Annotated in this window: 14 protein-coding genes; 2 read left to right on the top strand and 12 right to left on the bottom strand. The window is 45.2% G+C overall.

The genetic code is table 11. The annotated features are described in order from the left end of the window. Nucleotides 1-15: 15 nt before the first annotated feature. The 4 genes from JGK20_RS00515 to JGK20_RS00500 form a co-directional block, all read right to left on the bottom strand. Nucleotides 16-1,530, bottom strand: a complete 1,515-nt coding sequence (locus tag JGK20_RS00515; RefSeq protein WP_293228811.1) for a 3-oxoacyl-[acyl-carrier-protein] synthase III C-terminal domain-containing protein — start codon at nt 1,528-1,530, stop codon at nt 16-18. Nucleotides 1,531-1,603: 73 nt separating this feature from the next. Then, on the bottom strand, nt 1,604-2,860 hold the full coding sequence (locus JGK20_RS00510) for a salicylate synthase (protein ID WP_293228809.1): 1,257 nt from the start codon (nt 2,858-2,860) through the stop codon (nt 1,604-1,606). Between the two features lie 149 nt (nt 2,861-3,009). After that, the gene (locus JGK20_RS00505) at nt 3,010-4,551 is read right to left on the bottom strand and encodes a benzoate-CoA ligase family protein (RefSeq protein ID WP_293228806.1); all 1,542 of its coding nucleotides are present in this window, start codon (nt 4,549-4,551) and stop codon (nt 3,010-3,012) included. Next, entirely contained in the window at nt 4,548-4,778 is a 231-nt protein-coding gene (locus JGK20_RS00500) for a phosphopantetheine-binding protein (protein WP_293228803.1), read from the bottom strand. The genes JGK20_RS00505 and JGK20_RS00500 overlap by 4 nt, the downstream gene beginning before the upstream one ends. Before the next feature lie 627 nt (nt 4,779-5,405). Here JGK20_RS00500 and JGK20_RS00495 point away from each other — a divergent pair. After that, nucleotides 5,406-6,170, top strand: a complete 765-nt coding sequence (locus JGK20_RS00495; RefSeq protein WP_293228800.1) for a thioesterase II family protein — start codon at nt 5,406-5,408, stop codon at nt 6,168-6,170. Nucleotides 6,171-6,250: 80 nt separating this feature from the next. Here JGK20_RS00495 and JGK20_RS00490 read toward each other — a convergent pair whose 3' ends face one another. Then, nucleotides 6,251-7,618 (bottom strand): MATE family efflux transporter, encoded by a 1,368-nt coding sequence (locus tag JGK20_RS00490; protein ID WP_293228798.1) that lies wholly within the window; start codon nt 7,616-7,618, stop codon nt 6,251-6,253. A 104-nt stretch (nt 7,619-7,722) separates the two neighbouring features. Continuing rightward, complete coding sequence (locus JGK20_RS00485; protein ID WP_293228796.1) at nt 7,723-9,102, bottom strand: cytochrome P450; 1,380 nt, start codon at nt 9,100-9,102, stop codon at nt 7,723-7,725. Between the two features lie 45 nt (nt 9,103-9,147). On the opposite strand from JGK20_RS00485, the gene JGK20_RS00480 reads away from it, so the two are divergent. Beyond that, complete coding sequence (locus tag JGK20_RS00480) at nt 9,148-9,318, top strand: hypothetical protein (protein WP_293228793.1); 171 nt, start codon at nt 9,148-9,150, stop codon at nt 9,316-9,318. 334 nt (nt 9,319-9,652) lie between these two features. On the opposite strand, the gene JGK20_RS00475 is transcribed toward JGK20_RS00480, so the two are convergent. The 6 genes from JGK20_RS00475 to JGK20_RS00450 form a co-directional block, all read right to left on the bottom strand. Continuing rightward, on the bottom strand, nt 9,653-12,487 hold the full coding sequence (locus JGK20_RS00475) for a TonB-dependent siderophore receptor (protein WP_293228790.1): 2,835 nt from the start codon (nt 12,485-12,487) through the stop codon (nt 9,653-9,655). 588 nt (nt 12,488-13,075) lie between these two features. Beyond that, nucleotides 13,076-13,879 carry an ABC transporter ATP-binding protein gene (locus JGK20_RS00470; protein WP_293228787.1) on the bottom strand — a complete coding sequence of 268 codons (804 nt, stop codon included), beginning with the start codon at nt 13,877-13,879 and terminating at the stop codon, nt 13,076-13,078. A gap of 5 nt (nt 13,880-13,884) precedes the next feature. Next, nucleotides 13,885-14,886 carry an iron ABC transporter permease gene (locus tag JGK20_RS00465; RefSeq protein ID WP_293228784.1) on the bottom strand — a complete coding sequence of 334 codons (1,002 nt, stop codon included), beginning with the start codon at nt 14,884-14,886 and terminating at the stop codon, nt 13,885-13,887. Between the two features lie 8 nt (nt 14,887-14,894). Further along, on the bottom strand, nt 14,895-15,818 hold the full coding sequence (locus JGK20_RS00460) for an ABC transporter substrate-binding protein (RefSeq protein ID WP_293228782.1): 924 nt from the start codon (nt 15,816-15,818) through the stop codon (nt 14,895-14,897). A gap of 202 nt (nt 15,819-16,020) precedes the next feature. Further along, nucleotides 16,021-16,848, bottom strand: a complete 828-nt coding sequence (locus JGK20_RS00455; RefSeq protein ID WP_293228779.1) for an AMIN domain-containing protein — start codon at nt 16,846-16,848, stop codon at nt 16,021-16,023. 396 nt (nt 16,849-17,244) lie between these two features. Beyond that, a complete protein-coding gene (locus tag JGK20_RS00450) occupies nt 17,245-19,365 on the bottom strand; it encodes a TonB family protein (protein WP_293228776.1) in 2,121 nt (706 codons plus the stop codon). Between the last annotated feature and the right edge of the window lie 147 nt (nt 19,366-19,512).

Here is a 19,512-nt window from a genome sequence, read left to right as displayed (position 1 = left end):
TCTTTGTGTTTCAAATCAAATAGTTAATATTTCTCTTTCTTCCTCTGCTTTGAATTCGGTAACAAAACCCGATTCTGATGCCATTAAGTTCGCCAAAGCTAATTGATTAAGCACGAGTTCGGCTAATTGAGTGATGTTGTTGTCGCCAAAGAATCTTTCTATTGGCACTCGCACTTGTAGAACCGCCTCGATTCGACTCCTGAGTTCAAAAGCCATTAAGGAATCAAGCAGTAAAGCCAGAGAATGCTGGGGACTTAGGCTATCGAAAGGCAATTGTAAAGAATTGGTCAGCCATTCTATTAAATAAGTTTCCAATATTTGCTGCTGTTCTCTCGGTGCAGCGGCGAATAGTTTTTCCTTGGATAGAACAGTTTTTTTGACATCGAAAAGATTGACTGCGCTCTTTTCTTGTTTTCGATTAATATTAATTGGGGGAGCAGGAGCAGTTCCTAGGGCCACATCACCCCAGCGCATTACCGTTGCAGCCGCAGTTGCAGCCGCGCCGTTGGTGTAAACAAGAACTAAGTCGTTTTCGCGAATTTTACCTGCAAGAGCGGCATGGTATAAATTGGCGATCGCAAATACAGAACCGATATTGGCATACCGAGGATAAAGATCGATCGTCCGCTCCAAATCTATACCCAATGCCCTAGCACAAAGCCTCGCGTACCACGCTGTCGGAGTATTGAAGGCAAAAAAGTCAATTTGTTCGAGAGTCACGCCAGCCGCCGCCACAGCCCCCTCACAGCAAGTACGAACGAACTCCACACTTGTTTCGGCGAAACTGCTGGCATTCTCACCTGTCCGAGTACGCATTCCAGGCTTACCTTGCGCGTCGATTGTTAATTCGTGTAAATACGCACCGCAAGTAGCAGCAGTATTAATTATTTTAGTGCCCAAAACTCCGCGATCGGGTTTGAGCGAATCGACCACAAAAGCTCCCGCAGCGTCTCCCATAGACCAAGATAAAGTATCTTCCTCATCTACAGAGTTAGACTCGATGTGAGAAACAACGACCAAAACATTGCGATACTCTCCAGTTTGCACCAACGCACGCGCATTTTGCAGCGCAACTAACGCACTCGAACAAGTCGATTCCAGATTCCACGCCGGACATTGCAATTGCAATTCACCTGCGAGGTAAGAGGCATTGCCAGGAACCAGTTGTTCGGGGAAAATAGAAGCAACGATCGCCAATTCCACTTGATCGGTAGAAAGTTTTGCTGCATCCAGCGCCTCCCTAGCAGCGCGACATTCCAGCATCAGCGAAGACTCGTTTGGACCCAGCACCCGTCGCTCGACGTTACCCCGAAAAGGGTCTGATAAATATGGTGCTACTTCTTGCGACCAAATAGCGAATCCATCATCGTCGGAGGTAAATTCATTAGACTGAGATAACCTCGTTCTTCTTGGCGCATTTACCGCAAACAAATGAGGAAACTTTTCCAGCCAATAATCATTAGTCCGAATGAGGCTGGGAAAACAGAGTGCAAGCGATCGAATACCGACGGGCGGATTGAGCATAACCATTAAGACTAGGGGTGATTCTTAGGTAAGTAGTTGCGCTTTAGCGCTAAAGGCAGTTAAATATCCCCGTTATTTCTTAGTCCGCGCAGGCGGACTTCGTTTGTGTAGTAGCGGTTTCAACCGCCAAAGGAGCCTTCAAAACCAAATTAGTTAACATCGTATTCATCTTGTTAACAGACTCCACATACTCGTTTTCGGGAATAGATTCTGCGACAATTCCTGCGCCAGCATTTAAGTGAACCCAATCACCATATTGGTAAGCCGAGCGAATTGCGATCGCGATATCTGCCATGCCATTGCTATTAACCCAACCAATACCACCAGCATAAATTCCTCTCGGTTCTTTTTCTAGTCGCTCGATCCATTGGAGAGCTTTTTGTTTGTCAATCCCGGATACGGTGACACCCGGAAATAACACTTTTAAAGCATCCCATAAAGTTTTTTCTCCTTTTAGTTGACCGCCAATTCGCGATGATAGATGCTGCACGCACCTGTATTGTCTCACCTGCATGAAGTCAAAAATCCGAAGACTTTCTGGGAGACAAATCTCAGCCATCTCACTTTGCGCTAACCAGATCGAAAGCGCGTGTTCCTTTACCTCTTTAGCATCAGTAAATAGCTCACTTTCCAATTGTACATCTTCTTCTAAATTTTCCGATCTCGGTCTAGTTCCTGCCAAGGGATTAGTAATTACAAATCCATCAGCATTAACTTCCATTAAAATTTCAGGACTGAAGCCTACCGCACTTACTTCGCCAACGTGCAAACAATACGATCGCGCTGAGTTGTTGTTTTTCGCTCCTAAAGCATAAGTTCCCAGCAAATCCATCTCCGCTTTCACTTTCACGGAGCGGGAAATAATCGCTTTATGTAAATCGCCTTTTTGGATGGCTTGAATCAGCTCGCTAACCTGGTTTTGGTACTCTTCTCGATCAGCGAAATCAACAACTGGCGGTGTCGCTACATAGTCTTTCAATTTATTATCGAGTGATAACGCTTCCAGAACTGTTGTTGGCGACTTGATGCTTCTGATATGAACTCCTCTAGGAGTGATGAAAAGTTCGGTTTCTGGAACTAAAAAATAGAGCAGCGGTTGTTCAATTGCCTTGGAGTAGGAGTAGTAGAAACGAGCCACGTCAAAACCTATGTAACCATAAGCAGTCCAATTCTCGATCGGCAAAGATGCTAAGGCTGATTCTACTTGCTTTAGCGGATCGACAATCGGTTCTGACTTAATCTCACCCATACAGGCGATCGAAACATCGTGAGAACCTACCGATATTTCCGCTAAAACATTCCCAGCAATACGTACTTCGTTTTCACTTTTGTACATTACGTATTTGGAAAAAATCCCAGCATCTAATAGATTCTGCAACAGAATCAGAGCATCTCTCTGACCTGGTATGAATAGTTCATGATAAGTTAGTAAGTTGCTCGCTACCTGATACATTGGGTCAATTTTTGGGTGAAGGGAGTTAAAGATTAATGCGTTTTCAGTAATGATTTGCGATGAATTTTTCCGGTGGGCGTGCGTGGTAATGTTTCCAAAAAGTGGATTTTTTTAGGAGCCTTAAAATGGGGTAATCGAGCCCTAGCTAATTGTCGAATTTTCTCTTCTAAATCTGGAGATTTCTCAAAGCCGGGTTTAAGGCTGACGTAAGCGATAATCTCAGTTAATTGTTCGCCACGATCGCATTCTGGCACTACCGCTGCATCAAGAACACCTTCGTGCTGGAGTAAGACATCTTCCACTTCAAACGGTGATACCCACATCCCATTTACTTTGAATAAATCGTCTTTACGTCCCATAAACCAGAAATAACCATCCGCATCACGCAGATATTTATCCCCCGTTCGCATCGCGTTTCCGTAAAGAGCTTGTCGCGTTTCCCGCAGGCGATTCCAATACCCCAGCATGAGACTTTCTCCACTCACCTCTAGGTCGCCAATTTCCCCCGCCGGAACAGGAAAACCTTTTTCATCAACCACTCGCACATCATAACCGGAAAGGGGACGACCAGAACTGCCGGGACGACATTCTCCCTCTGCATTAGACAGAAAGATATGCAGCAATTCCGTCGTACCGATACCCTCATAAATCTCAATTCCGTAAGTGTCTCGCCACTTATACCAAATGGTTTTGGGTAGTTGTTCTGCTGCTGATAAACACAACCTTAAAGATGAAGTATTGAGAGGTGCAATTTCATGCACTGAGAGAATGCTGGCATATATGCTGGGTATGCCAAACAAAATTGTCGGTCGGTAGCGATCGATGTCCGCGATAATATCAAAAGCATTATTAGCATCTGATAATATTGTCGCTGCACCAACTGCCATCGGCATATATAAACTATTCCCTAAACCGTAGGCAAAAGGCATCTTAGCTACTGAATAGGTGATGTCATCTTGATGCAAACCGAGTTTAGCTTTAGCATACAGTTCTGCACAAACTACCATGCTTTGGTGGTTGTGAATTACACCTTTGGGTTTGCCCGTACTACCGGAAGTGTAAAGCCAAAAAGCAGGTTCATCTCCAGATGTCTCGGCGTAAGGTAGCTGTTCGTCTGTCTGCTGAGTCAGCAAAGACAAAAAAGGTTTTTCTCCGTCTGCAAGGAGAATATTTTGCAAGAACTTAGACTGGATGGGAGTCAGTTTTTCTTGCCAGTCTTGGTTAGTTACTAAGACTTTGGCGCGTGAATCTTGCAGGATATAGTGGATGTCATCGATCGTACAAGCCGTATTAATCGGAACTGGTACTGCACCGAGTAAAATTGCTCCCCAGAAAGCAAATACTGACTCTGGAGTGTCTGGCAAAAGAATGGCTATCCGGTTTTCTCGCGCCAATCCTAGCTCGGAGAATAATCTAGCTGTACGGCGGACAAAGCTGTTTAATTGGGCATAAGTATAAGTCCGATCCTGATGGTAAAACGCTACTTTCTCGTTACGTCCTTCTTGTGCCAGATTGCTTTCCAAGAAGTAAGCTGCAACGTTGAAGATGCTAGGTAATTTTTCAGAAATACTCATTTATGTTCGGCTGGTATCGCCGTTTCGATCTCATCACAGATTTGAGCTAATGTCATATCTTGGCGCGTTCCAAGTTTCAGGTTAACCCCCAATCTTCGTTTCAATTCCAGCGCAACTTGTACTGTTTCAATAGAGTCAAGTTGTAAATTCGCGCGGAGTAAGGTGTCTTGATGAAGGGACTCTTCGGGAATACCTAAATTAGCCAGTATTTCCTTCAGTGTATCCATCGCCTTTTGACTTCTCATGAAATAAACGATCCTTTTGACTTCTCATGAAATAAATAGAGGTGATGTTTTGACTTAATTTTTCTGGCTTTCAGTTGAAAATGTCGATTTTTTCAGCGAACCGATCGTTAACCCCAAGAGCAGCCTAAATCTGCCACGCTCACTTCGTTTGATGAATAGTTAAGAATGGCTTGCAATAAGCTAGGTAAATCATATTACCTGTTCTCGATTTTTGGCAAGCCCTAAGCACGAAAGTTTTGTAAAGTTTTATTAATAGGAACATACGGTTACGTATTAGACTTCAACCAGATTTAGATTTTATTCATACAGGGCAAGGATTTAAGATTTTTTTACCTGAGATATCTATTCAAGCTGACGGGGTGACAATGGCTCTCTCACCTTGATGAGCCAACCGTTGAGGCTCCTTAATCTTGAGAATGATTGCAACTTTTTGACTAAATTATTGATAATAATTATAGGTAGCAATCGCCAGAGATGCTTATTGTCCGTTATCCAAACCCGAAAAAATCGCCTAGGCGCAGTCAGCCGCAGGCATCGCCCGCACATATCTTTTTTGAGACAGATTAACTCAAACCCTTGCTGCGTCAAGTCTTTCAACAGTATTAATTTATGAACGCTACCATAAGTGCAAACTCCTGGATTACCTATCCGAAACCCAATCCTGAAGCCAAGTTACGGCTATTCTGCTTCCACTATGCCGGGGGTGGGGCTTTGAGCTATCGTGCTTTTCCAGGGAACCTACCGTCTGATGTAGAGGTTTGTCCGATCGAACTTCCCGGACGTGGATTTCGACTGCTGGAAACTCCCTTCACCGAGATCGAGCCTCTAATTGAGACTCTTGCTCTTACCATCCTGAGCAGCCTTAACAAACCTTTTGCTTTCTTCGGTCACAGTATGGGCGCATTGGTGAGCTTTGAACTGGCGCGACTACTCCGCAAAAAGTACAACCAAAGCCCAGTTCACCTATTTGTATCAGGACATCGCGCTCCTCAAATTCCCGATCGCGATCTGCCCATTCATGCTCTACCAGAAACAGAATTTCTACGAGAATTGTTCCGTTATAACGGAACTCCCAAAGCCGTGCTAGAAAACGCTGAACTGATGGAACTGCTACTGCCTACTCTGCGAGCCGATTTTGCTGTGGTTGAAACTTACGCTTACTTGCAGGAACCGCCGTTAGATTGTCCGATCGCTGCTTTTGGTGGATTAGAGGATTGGAAAGTCGGTATTCAAGAACTAGAAGCATGGCAAAAACAGACAAACTCTGCCTTTTCGCTGGAGATGTTTCCCGGAGATCATTTCTACCTGCACTCAGCCCAAACACTTCTGCTACAAAGCCTTTCACAATTACTTTCAGCAGTTGAACTTCCATGAACTGGTAGGCTAATTGACATACTCACTGCTCTTTAAAAAAAAGGCGGCTAAACAAGCCGTCTTGCATTAAACCCACCAATTTATTTTGCTAAAATTTGAAGTTGGATTCGAGCCAATTCCCTCCAACTAAATAAAGCGACAATTAGGAAAATCAAAATATCCACAGCAGTCAAGCTATAATAAATCCCATTTATTCCCATGAATAGCGGCCATATTAACACTACTGGTATAAACAGAAATACTTGTCTTGCTACAACTATTATTCCCGCAATTTTACCGTTGCCTATGGATTGGAATAACGTAATGCCACAAAAGATAAAAGACAGTAGGGGTAGCATTATAATGACAATACGAAAGTTTAGTATATCGTTAGCAGTGAAAGCAACCTTCGGCAGCAACAAGCCCAGAAAAGTTTCCGGGAATAATTGTAGTGGCAACCAGAGTATGCTTAACAGAACAGTACCGCCAATGCCAAAAATTAAGTAGCCTTTCTTCATTCTTTGATAACTTCCCGCTCCATAATTTATACCGATTACGGGTTGTAAAGCATATACAAAACCAAAAACAGGAGTTAGTGCCAAAGAATACAAGTTCAAGGTTGCGCCAGCAAAAGCAATATCGGTATCGGTTCCATAATAGGCGATCGATTTAAAAATCACAACCTGTTGAACTATAGTCATTAACTCCATGATTAGCACTGACATACCAACCGATAGTATTGGTGATAGTAAATCTGCTGACAAAGTTAACTTTTTTATTTGAACCGGAGTAGAACTTTTACCAGAAATAAAATAGGTAATATTTACGATCGCATAAACCATTGAGGCAACAACTGTTGCCCAAGCTATTCCTCGAATCCCCCAATGAAAAACAGCAACAAAGATCGGATTTAAAATGGTATTAGTCAGAACGTAAATAGCAGAGAATCCAGCGGCTAAACCGATTTTACCTTCAGATTTGATTAACTGGCTAGAACCTATCGCTAGGACAAGAAATACCGATCCCAACATATAAGTCTTAAAATAATCCGCTCCTAATAAGGCAACTTCACCTTCTCCTCCCATGAAAGAGATTAGTCGATCGCCAAAACCGTAACCTAAAATAGTAATGAAAAAAGAGATAATCAAACTAAGCACTATAAAAGTGCCAAATATCTTAGACTGAGTTTTGATATCTCCCGCACCAATAGCGCGACTGAGAACCGAAGCAGAACCTATGCCAACTAACAAGGCACATCCAATTACAATCGTCGTCAACGGTAGTGCGAGGGATATAGCTGCTAAAGCACTTTCACCAATTAGTCTTCCTGCAAATAAAGCATCGACAAAAGTGTTCAAGCCAATCAGCAACATTCCTAGAATGCCAGGAATGGATAATTTCAACATCAACTGAATCAGATTTCCTTGCAGAATTTCATCCGTAGCTTTGGTTTGTTTTTGTGAAGTCATTCGATTTTGAATTTGAGTGGTTGCCGCGCGGAGCTCGCGATGCTTCGCAATTTTGGATTGATCTCACGGATTAATCCGGGTGGCGACCAAACCAATAATTTCGATTAAACTGAAGTAGAAACAGGCTGTTCCGATCCCTCTTGCTGCTGGCGCTGATTTTTCATCACCATTTTCACGCCACTAGCAGGATAACAGAGCAGACCTTCAAACTTAGGTCGTTCCGGTTTGCGATCGGCTAGTTCTAATTGATATCGTGATAGCATAGTTGCCAATATTAGCTTCATTTCAAATAAGGCTAAAGCCGCACCGATACAGCTACGAGTGCCTCCGCCAAAGGGCAGAAATTCATAAGCAGAAAATTTTCTCTCTAAAAAGCGCTCTGGCTTAAATTTGTTAGGTTCTGGGTATAAGTCCTCGCGCTGATGAGTCGCACAAATATTAACTCTCAACAGCGTACCGGGTTCTAATTGATAACCCATTAACTCAATTGGTGATTCTACAATTCGTGGGAAGGTGAATAATTGAGTGGGGTAAATTCGCAAAGCTTCGTTACAGACTGCACTGAGGTAGGGTAGTCCGACGATGCTCGCGGGATCTTGCCAGTTGCCAATAGTATCAAGTTCTGCTAATAGTCGATCGCGGACTGTCGGCAAACTGTGAATCCAGTATAACGCCCAAGCGATCACGATCGCGGAAGCATCTTGAGCAGCTAACAAAGGCGAGATAACTAAATCGCGCAACTCTTCATTGTCGATCGCTTCTCCCATTTCATCCTTAGCGAACATGATATCTGATAAAATATCGGCACCTGAGATATCTGCTTGCTGGCGGCGTTCTTTGATTTCCTCTTCAATTAGCTGGTAAACTTCCTGGCGGAAGTAAAGAAGTCTTCCCCAAGGACTCCACTGTCCTAAATCTCGTTGCAGGAAGGGAAAAATATTGCAGATCTGAATTGGGTTGCTCCGCATCAATTTTAGCATTGCGGGAAGCAATTGCCTGAGTCGTTCGTATCGTTCTCCCTCACGTAAACCCAAGACTACTTGAATGCTTATTTCTAAAGTAATCTTTTCTATGGATGGGTATGCTAAAAAGACTTTGCCAGTCGGATTTTGACCGATAATTTTTTCTGTCAAATCGCAGATTCGCTGTCCGTAAGAACGCAATCTCGCACCGTGAAAGGCAGGCATTATCAGCTTACGTCGATGTTTGTGGCGCAAACCATCGAGTTGGAGTATTCCTTGGTTCCCTGTAATTAGGGCCATATCTCCGTTCAACTCTCCAGAAGCGGGAATCTGTTTTGCATTGGTAAAAATTTGCTCGATTCCTTGGGGATTGCTGACAAATAATACAGGAATAGACCCAAACGTGATGGTGAAAATGTCACCGTAGCGTTTGGCGAGATTGTCCATGTAACCAATAGGATTGGTGGCGATTTTAAGATATTGCAACCAGATTGGAGCTTTTGGGCCTGAAGGTAGGTTCATCGAGCTTTTTAATTAGTTGATGTATATCTACATTTGTCGTGAGGTATGGAAGGGGAGTCTGATTTTTTCGATCAGGGGAGGAAACCGATCGCTTCTAATGAGGCCCCACGCTGTCGCATCAATACGGGCAAAGCTTTGTACAAACACGCGATCGGGATAAACTGCGATACGTACAAGCTGCAAGCAATCCGAATTTCTCTAAGCTTTTTGGGTTAATCATGGAACTGGGGACCGAGGACTGGCTGGGGAAAAAACAATAGTTACAGCTAGATCGTCGGTACAGTAGAATATTTTGACAAAAAGAACGAAATATGTATTATGTAGGGGCGAAGCATGAGGGCGACAGTAGATCGCGAGCGCCAACCATTTTTTTGTCCTCATGCTTCGCCCTGCCAAGGTCTACATGAACATACATACTATGCCGCTTTTGTCAATGTTTAATACTGAACCGACGCCCTAGAATTGCCTTGAGTTGAAATCGTTTCATGGTGGAGTCTCATGGTAAAAAAATAGAGCGCGAGCGATTGGTTGCCAACTCGCAAAATAACTCTCAAAACCGTAGGGAAAAAGAACCAATTACTGTCAATGGTTCACCAGGCTGATTGCCAGAAGCTCTGCTACCACTGATAGATTTAATGTAGTTGACATTGAACAGGTTTTTGATATTGATGGCCGCTCGCCAATTATCGCGCTGATAAAAAACAGCAGCATTGGGGAGGAAATAACTATCCACTTCAAAGCTGTTAGCTAGATCCCCTTGTCTCTCGCCAACATAGCTGAACCCAAGCCCAAAACCTAAACCCTGCAAATCGCCACTTTGAATTTGATAAGTTGTCCACAGACTACCGCTATGTTTAGGAACATTAAACAATCTGTTGCCCACCACATCACGGTCTGTATCTGCTGTAACTTCAGCGTCAGTATAGGCGTAAGCAGCAATAATATTCCACCCAGGCAAAATTTGTCCCGAAATATCGAGTTCAACACCACGACTTTGCTGTTCCCCAGAGGCAATTGAGAATAAAGAATTATTCGGATCTGTGACAGCAACGTTCTGTTTTGTAATGTCAAAGTATGCCAGAGTAGCCGCCAGCCTTCTGTCGAGCAACTCAGCTTTGACACCGACTTCATAACCCGAGCCGGTTTCGGGTTCGATCGGACTGCCCCCGGCTGTTGTTGCCGAACCTGGATTAAAAGAACGCGAATAACTCGCATAAAAAGAAAGTTCTGGAATGGGTTGATAAACAATCCCGATACGGGGGGTAAAATCATCGTAATTTTTTGTTGTTTCGCTTTCTTCACCTGAGTCATTTCTTTGCTCTGCCGTGTCATAGCGAATACCTGCTAGCAGCTTTAAATTATCGAAGATTGAAATTTGATCTTGCACGTAGAAACCATATCTATAGGTTTTTACATTAGTCTCAGAGAAAAGAGCTAGTGTATCTTCATCGGGTTTGGGAATAGGTCTATAAACCGGATTGAAAATATTTACCGGAGCCGGTGTTTCAAAATCACCAACTGTAAAAGTTCTTACATCGCTGTAGGCGATGTCTGCACCAAATATGAGGGTGTGTTGGACTGAACCTGTAGCAAAATTGCCGACGATGTTTGTTTGAAGGGTGTAATTTTTATTTTGGGAGTCTTGAGAAGCCCAAAATAGATCGGTGGTGCCAGTTTCCTCATTAAAGCCAAGTTCTTGAAGACCGATTACATTAAAATCGAAGTTGTAGGATGCGTAGCGAAACGCATTTCTTAGCTTCCAGTTGTCACTGAAACGGTACTCGAATTTGTAGCCAACATTAAAATCTTGGGTTTCGATCGCATCATCGGGATCGCTAGAAACACGATCGCGCGGAACATCAACAACCCGACGACCAATCACAGGCAATCCATTATCAGCAGCCCGCTTATCATCGATGTATTCGAGAGAAACTGTCAAGTCAGCGCGATCGCCTATTCTCCAAGCAAGCGTCGGCGCAATAGATAACCGCTGATTGTCTTGGGTAAAGCCCCGATAACTATCACTTGTTTGGTACGCTGCGTTCAGGCGGTAAAGCAGGCTGCGATCTGAGGTTAAAGGGCCGGAAATGTCAATGCGGGGTCGGATAAAACTCTGGTTTCCAAGTTGCAGTTCAGCTTCGTAGAAAGGTTCTGACAGCGGTTCTTTGGATACTAAGTTAATTAAACCCCCTGGCTGAATTTCTCCGTACAAAATTGAAGCTGGCCCTTTCAGAACTTCAACGCGATCGAGGTTGGCGACTTCTGGAATAGACTGCGATCCGTATCGCACGAACCCATCTCGCAATATAGGAGCATCGTTAAAACCTCGAAGGCCAAATGTGATATTTCGACCTGTAGCTTCTCCGCCAAATGTGACACCGCTAACGTTGCTTAATGCTTCTTCGAGTCGCACCACTTGTTGATCTTCTATCACTTCTTGGGGGACAATTTGGATCGACTGAGGAATGTCTCGAGTTGGCGTCTCGGTGCGGGTGGCGGAGGAGGCATTGGGGTTGCGATAGGGAGTTGCTTGTGTGGCTGTGACTATGATTTTAATGTCTTCTTTGGCGCTGGGAGTCACGCCCAAAACTAAACCCCGATCGCTCTTTACTACCGAAGCCTCCGGTGCTGCTTTTATTCCTGTTACACTTACCCGGATGCGCGAACCTTCTAGCTGAGTTACTGTTACCGAAGCAATTCCTTCATCTGGATTAGATTCCCGAAATTCCCCACCCGACGGCAGAACCAATTGGGCATTTTCGATATCTGCGATCGCACTTTTCCCCTCGATTCTGGTTGTAGCTTGCAGCACTTGTCCTTCAGGTGTTTCTAGAATTACCTCTAAACCGCTGGCAATTGCGTTCAATCGCACCCCTGTTACTTGTACGACTGATTGAGAGATTTGCACAGTATCGTCCAAACTTCTAAAACTCCGTACCGACGGACGCAATAGCCCTTGGGCGCTGGTGCTGGGTTGTTCTATTTCCCTGAGTTGGGGAATTTCTGCTATTGGTACCTGACGCTGTGCTTCTATTGGTGGGGAATGGGAGATAGAGGTAGAGCGATCGTCATTATCAGAAATATTTTGCGTCAACTGAGGATTGGGTTGGCGATCGTCGTCTGCCACAGTTTGCTTTGTTTCCAGCTTCTGACTTGTAATCAACGACTTCACCTGAATGGGAAGTTCTGGCTGTAACCCAGTGGCGATCGCGGACTCTTGTTGAGGCAATTCCTCTGACTCACTATGAATCTCGATCGACCCATGTGCAAGGGAACTCGATCTTGAAGCTTCAGTTAAGTCCTCGATCGCAGCCTGGGACGCCACAGAAGGCCCGATACCAATATTCAGCAGCGCAACGCACGCTAACGGTAAATACAGTTTCATCTTCACACCACACACAGCTAATATTTTTGGGCGGCTACGCAATTCGTAATAGTGGCGGTCAACAACCGTAGTTTATCACTAATAATTCGCAGTAGCTAGCTCAAAATATAATAAGTTTGCTGCCAATGTCAAGTAAATATTGAACTTCTTTATTAAAAATAATTATCAGCTTTTCTAGTATAATGGGCCTTCGGGCGGATGGCTGATTAGGGGGCAGGCTGTTACTTTATCTCTAAAAAAACTTGCTTCGCGACTCCACATATAGCGTATATGGTGCATAAAATGCTTATTTTACCTACATTTAGAGTCTTTCCCAAGTCTTGCCCGAGGTGCAAACACTGTCGGCACAGCCTGCCGAACCGAGCAAGTCTGTTGCGGATACCCTTCGGCAACTGATGGAATTCGGGAACCACTTTTAAAAATTATTCTCAATAATTACTTGCTTTGAGTGACTAGGTAGTTTGAAAGTGAATCAGTCTAATCAAAAATAATCTCATAACCCAATACGCTTGGGTTAACACTGTTAATTCCCCGGAGATCCCCTCGCATCCCCCTGATAGTCGATCGTATTGTCTTATAACCATATACTCACCAATCAGCAATTGTTGAGGCAGACACAGGAGAAATCGGGCAGATTTGCAAACCAACAGGCGTTTCCAAAATTACGACAGACAAACCAAATACCCGAGCAAAATTAGTAGGATTTAAAACATCAGCAGGCGCTCCCACAGCCCAAAGGTTTCCCCGATCGAGGAGAGCAATACGGGAACTATATCGGGCTGCCAGATTCACCTCATGCAAAACCGTAATTAACGTTAACCCTTGCTCTTGGTTGAGGCGTTTAAGCAACTCCAGTAACTCCAACTGATAGCGAATATCCAGATAAGTTGTCGGTTCATCTAACAATAAAACCCGCGCATCTTGAGCTAATGCTAGTGCTAAAAAAGCTCGCTGTCGCTCTCCTCCAGAAAGTTCCTCGACTGCACGATTGCACTTATCCTTCATTTGAGTTTGCACCAGCGCAGCCTCAACTTTTGCACTTCCTTCGCTATCCAACTCCCATTGCCACCAAGCTTGATGGGGACTTCTTCCCAAACTCACTAACTGGCGCACGCTCAACCCAGAAGGAATAGTTTGTTGTTGCGGCAATAATGCTAATTTCTGCGCTACCACCTTCGCCGGTTGAGTGTGAATATCTTTCCCCTCCAACAAAACAATTCCTGACTGAGGGGAAAGAATGCGCCCCGTCAGCTTCAGCAAAGTAGATTTTCCCGAACCATTGGGGCCAATAATACTTAACCATTCTCCAGGCGCTATCGATAAATTAATTGACTCGATAGCCGCAACAGAACCATAACCACCTTTGAGATTTTGTACTTCTAAAAAATTCATAGCAATTAGGAAATATCAGAACGCCGATAAAGCAAAAAGCCAAAAAAAGGCGCTCCAATTACAGAAGTTACTACACCTACAGGCAATTCCACAGAACCTAAACGAGCAATTAAATCGGCGACTGTCATTAACAAAGCTCCCGCAACTGCTGAAAGTGGTAAAACCCAGTAATGATTTGTTCCCACTAGCAAGCGAACGATATGGGGAACTACTAAGCCAACGAAACCAATTAAACCGCTGATACTAACAGCACCGGCTGCTAAAAGTGCGGCTACTCCACCAATTAACAAACGCGATCGCGCCAACGATACTCCTAATCCTACAGCCAATTCATCTCCCAAACTCAACAGATTTAGCGGACGTGCTAGCAAGCACCCGGCAATTAAACCGACTGAAATATACAACCCAACTACTTTAACTTCCAACCAACCGCGACCGTTTAAACTACCTATTAACCAGTTGAGCGCAACTTGAACGCGATCGTCAGAAAACAGCAATAACATCGAAGTAATTGAGCCAAAAAAAGCGCTGAGTGCCACTCCTCCCAAAATTAAGCGCTGAACAGAAATTCCTAATGGTGTTCGCGCTAAAAAATAAACCGCTAATGTTGTGAGAATTGCGCCTAACCAAGAAGCTAGCGGTACCCAAGCTATAAATAATCCCAACATCAGCAAAACAACAGCGGCCAATCCCGCACCCGCTGAAATTCCCAACAAAAACGGATCGGCCAAACCATTTCGCAACATCCCTTGTAATAACGCTCCTGACATTCCCAAAGCTGCTCCTACTAACATAGCAGCGAGAGTACGAGGCAGGCGCAAATCCCACAAAATAGTTTGGTTAACTGGATTCCCTTGACGCAAAAGTGCCAGCCAGATTTCCTGAAAACTTAAGGGAACTGCACCCAAAGAGAGAGAAATGGCGACCGCAATTCCTAAACCGAAACACAGAATTAACGCTGCTTTAACAATCCGATTATTTAAGACGACTTTTTTCAACTTTTTCAACTTAATTATTACCTCCGTTCCTGTTCTGATAATACCTGTTTGAGTTTCGTGCTAGCTTTTTCTATTGAATCTATACTGCCGGGGTGTACGAGTCCGTAGTAGTCAAAAACGTAAACTTGTTTATTTTTCACTGCTTTTAGTTGACTCCAAAAAGGTTGAGACTGGAATTCTTCGAGGATGTTATCTCCCCTTTCCACAACCACTAGCATCTCTGGATTTGCTTGAATTATTTTTTCGGCCGACAAAGGAATATAGCCTTTTATCGGACTTTCTCCTTGTAGATCTGCTGCCAAGTTCTTTACATTAAACTGAGCTAGCATATCCCCGCACCAACTATTTTTATTAGGAGATAATATCGGTTGACGGCTTACTAGAAGAAGAGTAGAAAGACTGGCGACCGGCTTTTGGGGTAAGAAACTTTGGTACTGCTTTAGTAGGGGTTCTGAATTAGCACCGATCGACTTTGCTAAAGTTTTAGTCAATTCTTCCAGAGATTGCCAGCTATCGGCATTAGTTAATAAAGTGTTAATTCCCAATTCTTTGAGCTTTTGTGCGGTTTGGTCGTGAAAGCCTGCTACAGCGACAACTAAATCGGGTTTGAGAGCGACGATTTTCTCGAGATTTGGTTGCGTGCGTTCTTCACTAACGCGCGGAATTTTTTCCAGTCTTTTATCCCCGCTGAACACTCGACTTTCAGGCATTCCAACTAATTTAGTTTCGTCTAATCGATAAATAATATCAGCAGTTAAAGAACTGAGAGCAACTACCCTTTGAACTGATTCTTTATTAAAGTTAGTGCTGGGACTAGATTGAGCAACCGTTTCCCGAGCTTTAGGACTCGATGATGGCAGTGTATTGACGCTCGTACAAGCAGCTAACGATAAACTCAATAAAATTGCCAAACCGCTACATGGCCGACGACGATCGATCATAATTTTTACGCTCCCGCTCAAAAAGGTTAAACAGCAGTCTGTGACTACTTTTGACCTAGTTGTTGACACTAATGACGACAATGATATCATTAAAAAAGCTTGCAGTTATCCTAACTTAGCCAGACTCAGGCGATACATATTCTTGAACGGTGGAATGGGAATGCTTGCCTAGAAGACAACTTTTACTCCCCCTGAAACCGTGTTATTCTAAATTTGTTATTTCTGGCGAAATGCTGAGAATTAAAGTGTTTTCGTTTTGATTTATCCGTGCTGTTGGTATGCTGTTAACTCCCGTCACGCTGACCCTAATAGTATTACCATCTAGCTGAGTTACGATAATAGGGGTAATACCTTCTGCTGGATTTTGAGCGCGAAATTCGTTACCATCTGGTAGCTGTAATACTGTATTGGGAATGTTGACGATCGCCGTATTGCCTTGAATCCTAGTAGTAGTTTGTAATTGTTGCCCTCCGGTTTCTAAAATGATTTCCAAACCCCTTGATGTTTGGTTAAGCCGCACGTCGGTTACTTGTACGACTGATTGAGAGATTTGCACAATATCGTCCAAACTTGTGAAACTCCGTACCGACGGACGCAATAGCCCTTGGGCGCTGGTGCTGGGTTGTTCTATTTCGTCCGCTTTAGGAATGGATGTCGTCGGTATCGATCGCCCTGTGGCGAATGGTGGAGGATTGGGAATAGAGGTGTTGTGATCGTCGGAGTTGAAAATATTTTGCGTCAACTGGGGATTGGGTTGGCGATCGGGGTCTGCCGCAGTTTGCTTGGTTTCAAGCTTCTCACTTTTAATCGACGACTTCTTCAGGGAAAGTTCTGACCGTTCCCCAAGAGCACTATCGGGTAATGGTTGAAGCAATTCCTCTGATTCGCCCGGACGCTCGATCGGTCCTGGTTTAAGGGCGATCGAGCGCGAGGCTTCAGCCCTGTCCTCCCTAGCAGCCTCAGCCGCGACAGTCGGGCCCATACCAATACTCAGCAGTGCAGCGCACGCCAACGGTAGATATAGTTTCATATTCACACTCACCACACACCAATAATAGCTGAGCTACTGTATAACCATTAGTAAATAGTCGCGGTCAATAAGCTAGGACTTTATCACTAATTATTTGCAGTAATTTAATTAAATTAAAATACTCTGCTAGCAATGTCAAGCAAATAATCAAAAGTTTTATTGATAATAATTGTCATTTTTTGAATGAAATGCGCCCGCTGGTGGGTCTGCTAAGATATTGCACCATTCCATTCTCAAGAACAGGCAAGATGCCGTTCCACAAAGAGTGCATTTTCTACTGGAGGGGTGACAACCCACCTGAAAACCATAGGGGGCAAAGCTTAAACCCATGTGTGGTAAGCGGAACTTACCCCCCAGGCTCGATCGCGATCAGCTTACAACCCACATTCCGCACCCTCAACTGGCACACACGCAGTTGGGGGTGCGGAATGTGGGCTTGAACAAAAACAATACATTTACTCGGCGGGTTCCGGTGGTGGCTCTTCGTAAGCTGGCTCCGGTGGTGGCTCTTCGTAAGCTGGCTCCGGTGGTGGCTCTTCGTAAGCTGTAAGCTGGCTCCGGTGGTGGCTCTTCGTAAGCTGGCTCCGGTGGTGGCTCTTCGTAAGCTGGCTCCGGTGGTGGCTCTTCGTAAGCTGGCTCCGGTGGCTCTTCGTAAGCTGGCTCCGGTGGTGGCTCTTCGTAAGCTGGTTCCGGTGGTGGCTCGTAAGCTGGCTCCGGTGGTGGCTCGTAAGCTGGTTCGGGTGGTGGCTCGTAAGCTGGCTCCGGTGGTGGCTCGTAAGCTGGTTCGGGAGCGGGTGCTGCCTCCTGATAAGCTGGTTCGGGAGCGGGTGCTGCCTCCTGATAAGCTGGTTCGGGGGGAACGTCAACTATCTCTGAAGAAGGTCTTTCCCACTCGCGACTGGCTTCCTGTTGCTGTTGCTCCACGCGATCGCGATTTTGGCTGGCACGCCCTGAACCTTCCATACCGTGATTGGCTCTAACTCGATGCCAGCGTTCATCACCGGATTCTGCTTTAGGATACTCAGCTTGTCGTGCAGCTTCAATGGCGGCGCGATCGGCTTCTTTATCGCCACTGGACTCTAAAACCTCCACATTAACGGCTCGACCTCTAGAATCTACTTTGACCCTCAAACGAGTATCGCCCGTTGCTTCGCTTAATGAGTCCCTGCGTTCGTATTTATATTCGCACGAACCGCGACAAGCTTGCCCGCCCGATCCACTCGAACCAGTACCCCCACTGCCTGTGTTTCCTTCTGGATTGATGCTTCTGGTTGCAGTTTCGGTTGGGCCTAGATCGTTTGGTAAATTTTCGATACCTGTGTCTGTACCCGTAGCCACGCTGTCCGTAGCCGTACCTGTACCAGTAACTATATCTGTAGTCGCACTATCCGTACCCGTACCCGTACCCGTAGCCGCATCCGTATCTATACCCGTACCCGTGCCTGTAGCTGTACCCGTGCCTGTACCTGTAGCCGTATCCGTATTTATACCCGTATCCGTACTTATACCTGTGCCTGTACCTGTGTCTGTACCTGTGTCTGTACCTGTGTCTGTACCTGTGCCTGTGTCTGTGTCTGTACCTGTGCCTGTACCTGTGCCTGTGTCTGTGTCTGTACCTGTGCCTGTACCTGTGCCTATATCCGTGCCTATACCCGTGCCTGTGCTTGTACCCCCACTATTCGTACCTATGCCTGTGCCCGTACCTGTACTTGGTGCGGTTGTACCCGTACTCGTACCCGTTGCCGTCGTACCTGTACCAGTTGTGACTTCCGTGGAATCTTTTAGCCCCTTAGCTACAGAACCCACGTTTCCTGGTGTGGGGAATTGAGTTGAAGTATCGGGCGCGAGATCCCCCGTGCCCGAATCGGCTGTCGGTTGTGGAAATGCTTCAACTGCTGGAGTTGAAGAGGTTGTGGTTTGTGGAGGTGTGATCGCTTCTGGTGCTGGCTGTGCTGCTGGCTGAGTCGGTGCGGCTTCTGCTTTTGGCTCCGATGTCGCTGGTGGAGCTGTTGGTGCTGGAGGCGGTGCTGGTGCCGGAGGCGGTGCTTCAACGGTTGGCTGTGGCTGTGGTGCTGAAGTTGTTGGATCTGGTGGCGTGGCTGCTGGAACAGTCGATCGCGGTTGTTCAGTCTGCTGAGGTGGCGAAACTAAAGCTGATGGTTCCGCCGCAGCTCCACCAGGAGAAGTTGCTTTCCCAGCAGCAGGTTCTGGTGCGGTTAACTCGCCCGGTTTGGCAGCCCCTGGGGCCTGTAACATAGAACCTTCAAATAGTTTGGGTTCTGGCTCAGAAATGTCTTTTTTAACCTTCGGTTCAGGCTCTAGTTGCGAGTTGGTATCTTCAACTGCAACTACCTCTACTGGCTCTTGTGTGACTTCAACAGCGCGATAGAGGATATCGGCGCTGACGCCTAGCCCGGCGTGGAAGGCTACTGAACTGACAAAACAGTAAATCAGAAACTTCTTCAGAGCCTCCTGCTCTTTCAATCGCTGTTCTATACAAAAATTTGATAGGCTCATGCTTGCTCCTCAATATCTTTGGCAAACCCGACTCTGCTTTCAGTCGCTGCAAACTTTAAGCTCTCAGTGCCCGATCGGGGGTGAATAGTAGTTAGTTACTAAGTAAAAACTGTTAGTCGTTAGCTAATAGCTCTATTGATTGTCAAC

Source organism: Microcoleus sp. PH2017_05_CCC_O_A, from assembly GCF_020738785.1.
Classification (GTDB): Bacteria; Cyanobacteriota; Cyanobacteriia; order Cyanobacteriales; family Microcoleaceae; genus Microcoleus.
Note: the sequence above shows the minus strand (reverse complement) of the source record. Positions and strands in the feature narration are given on the sequence as shown.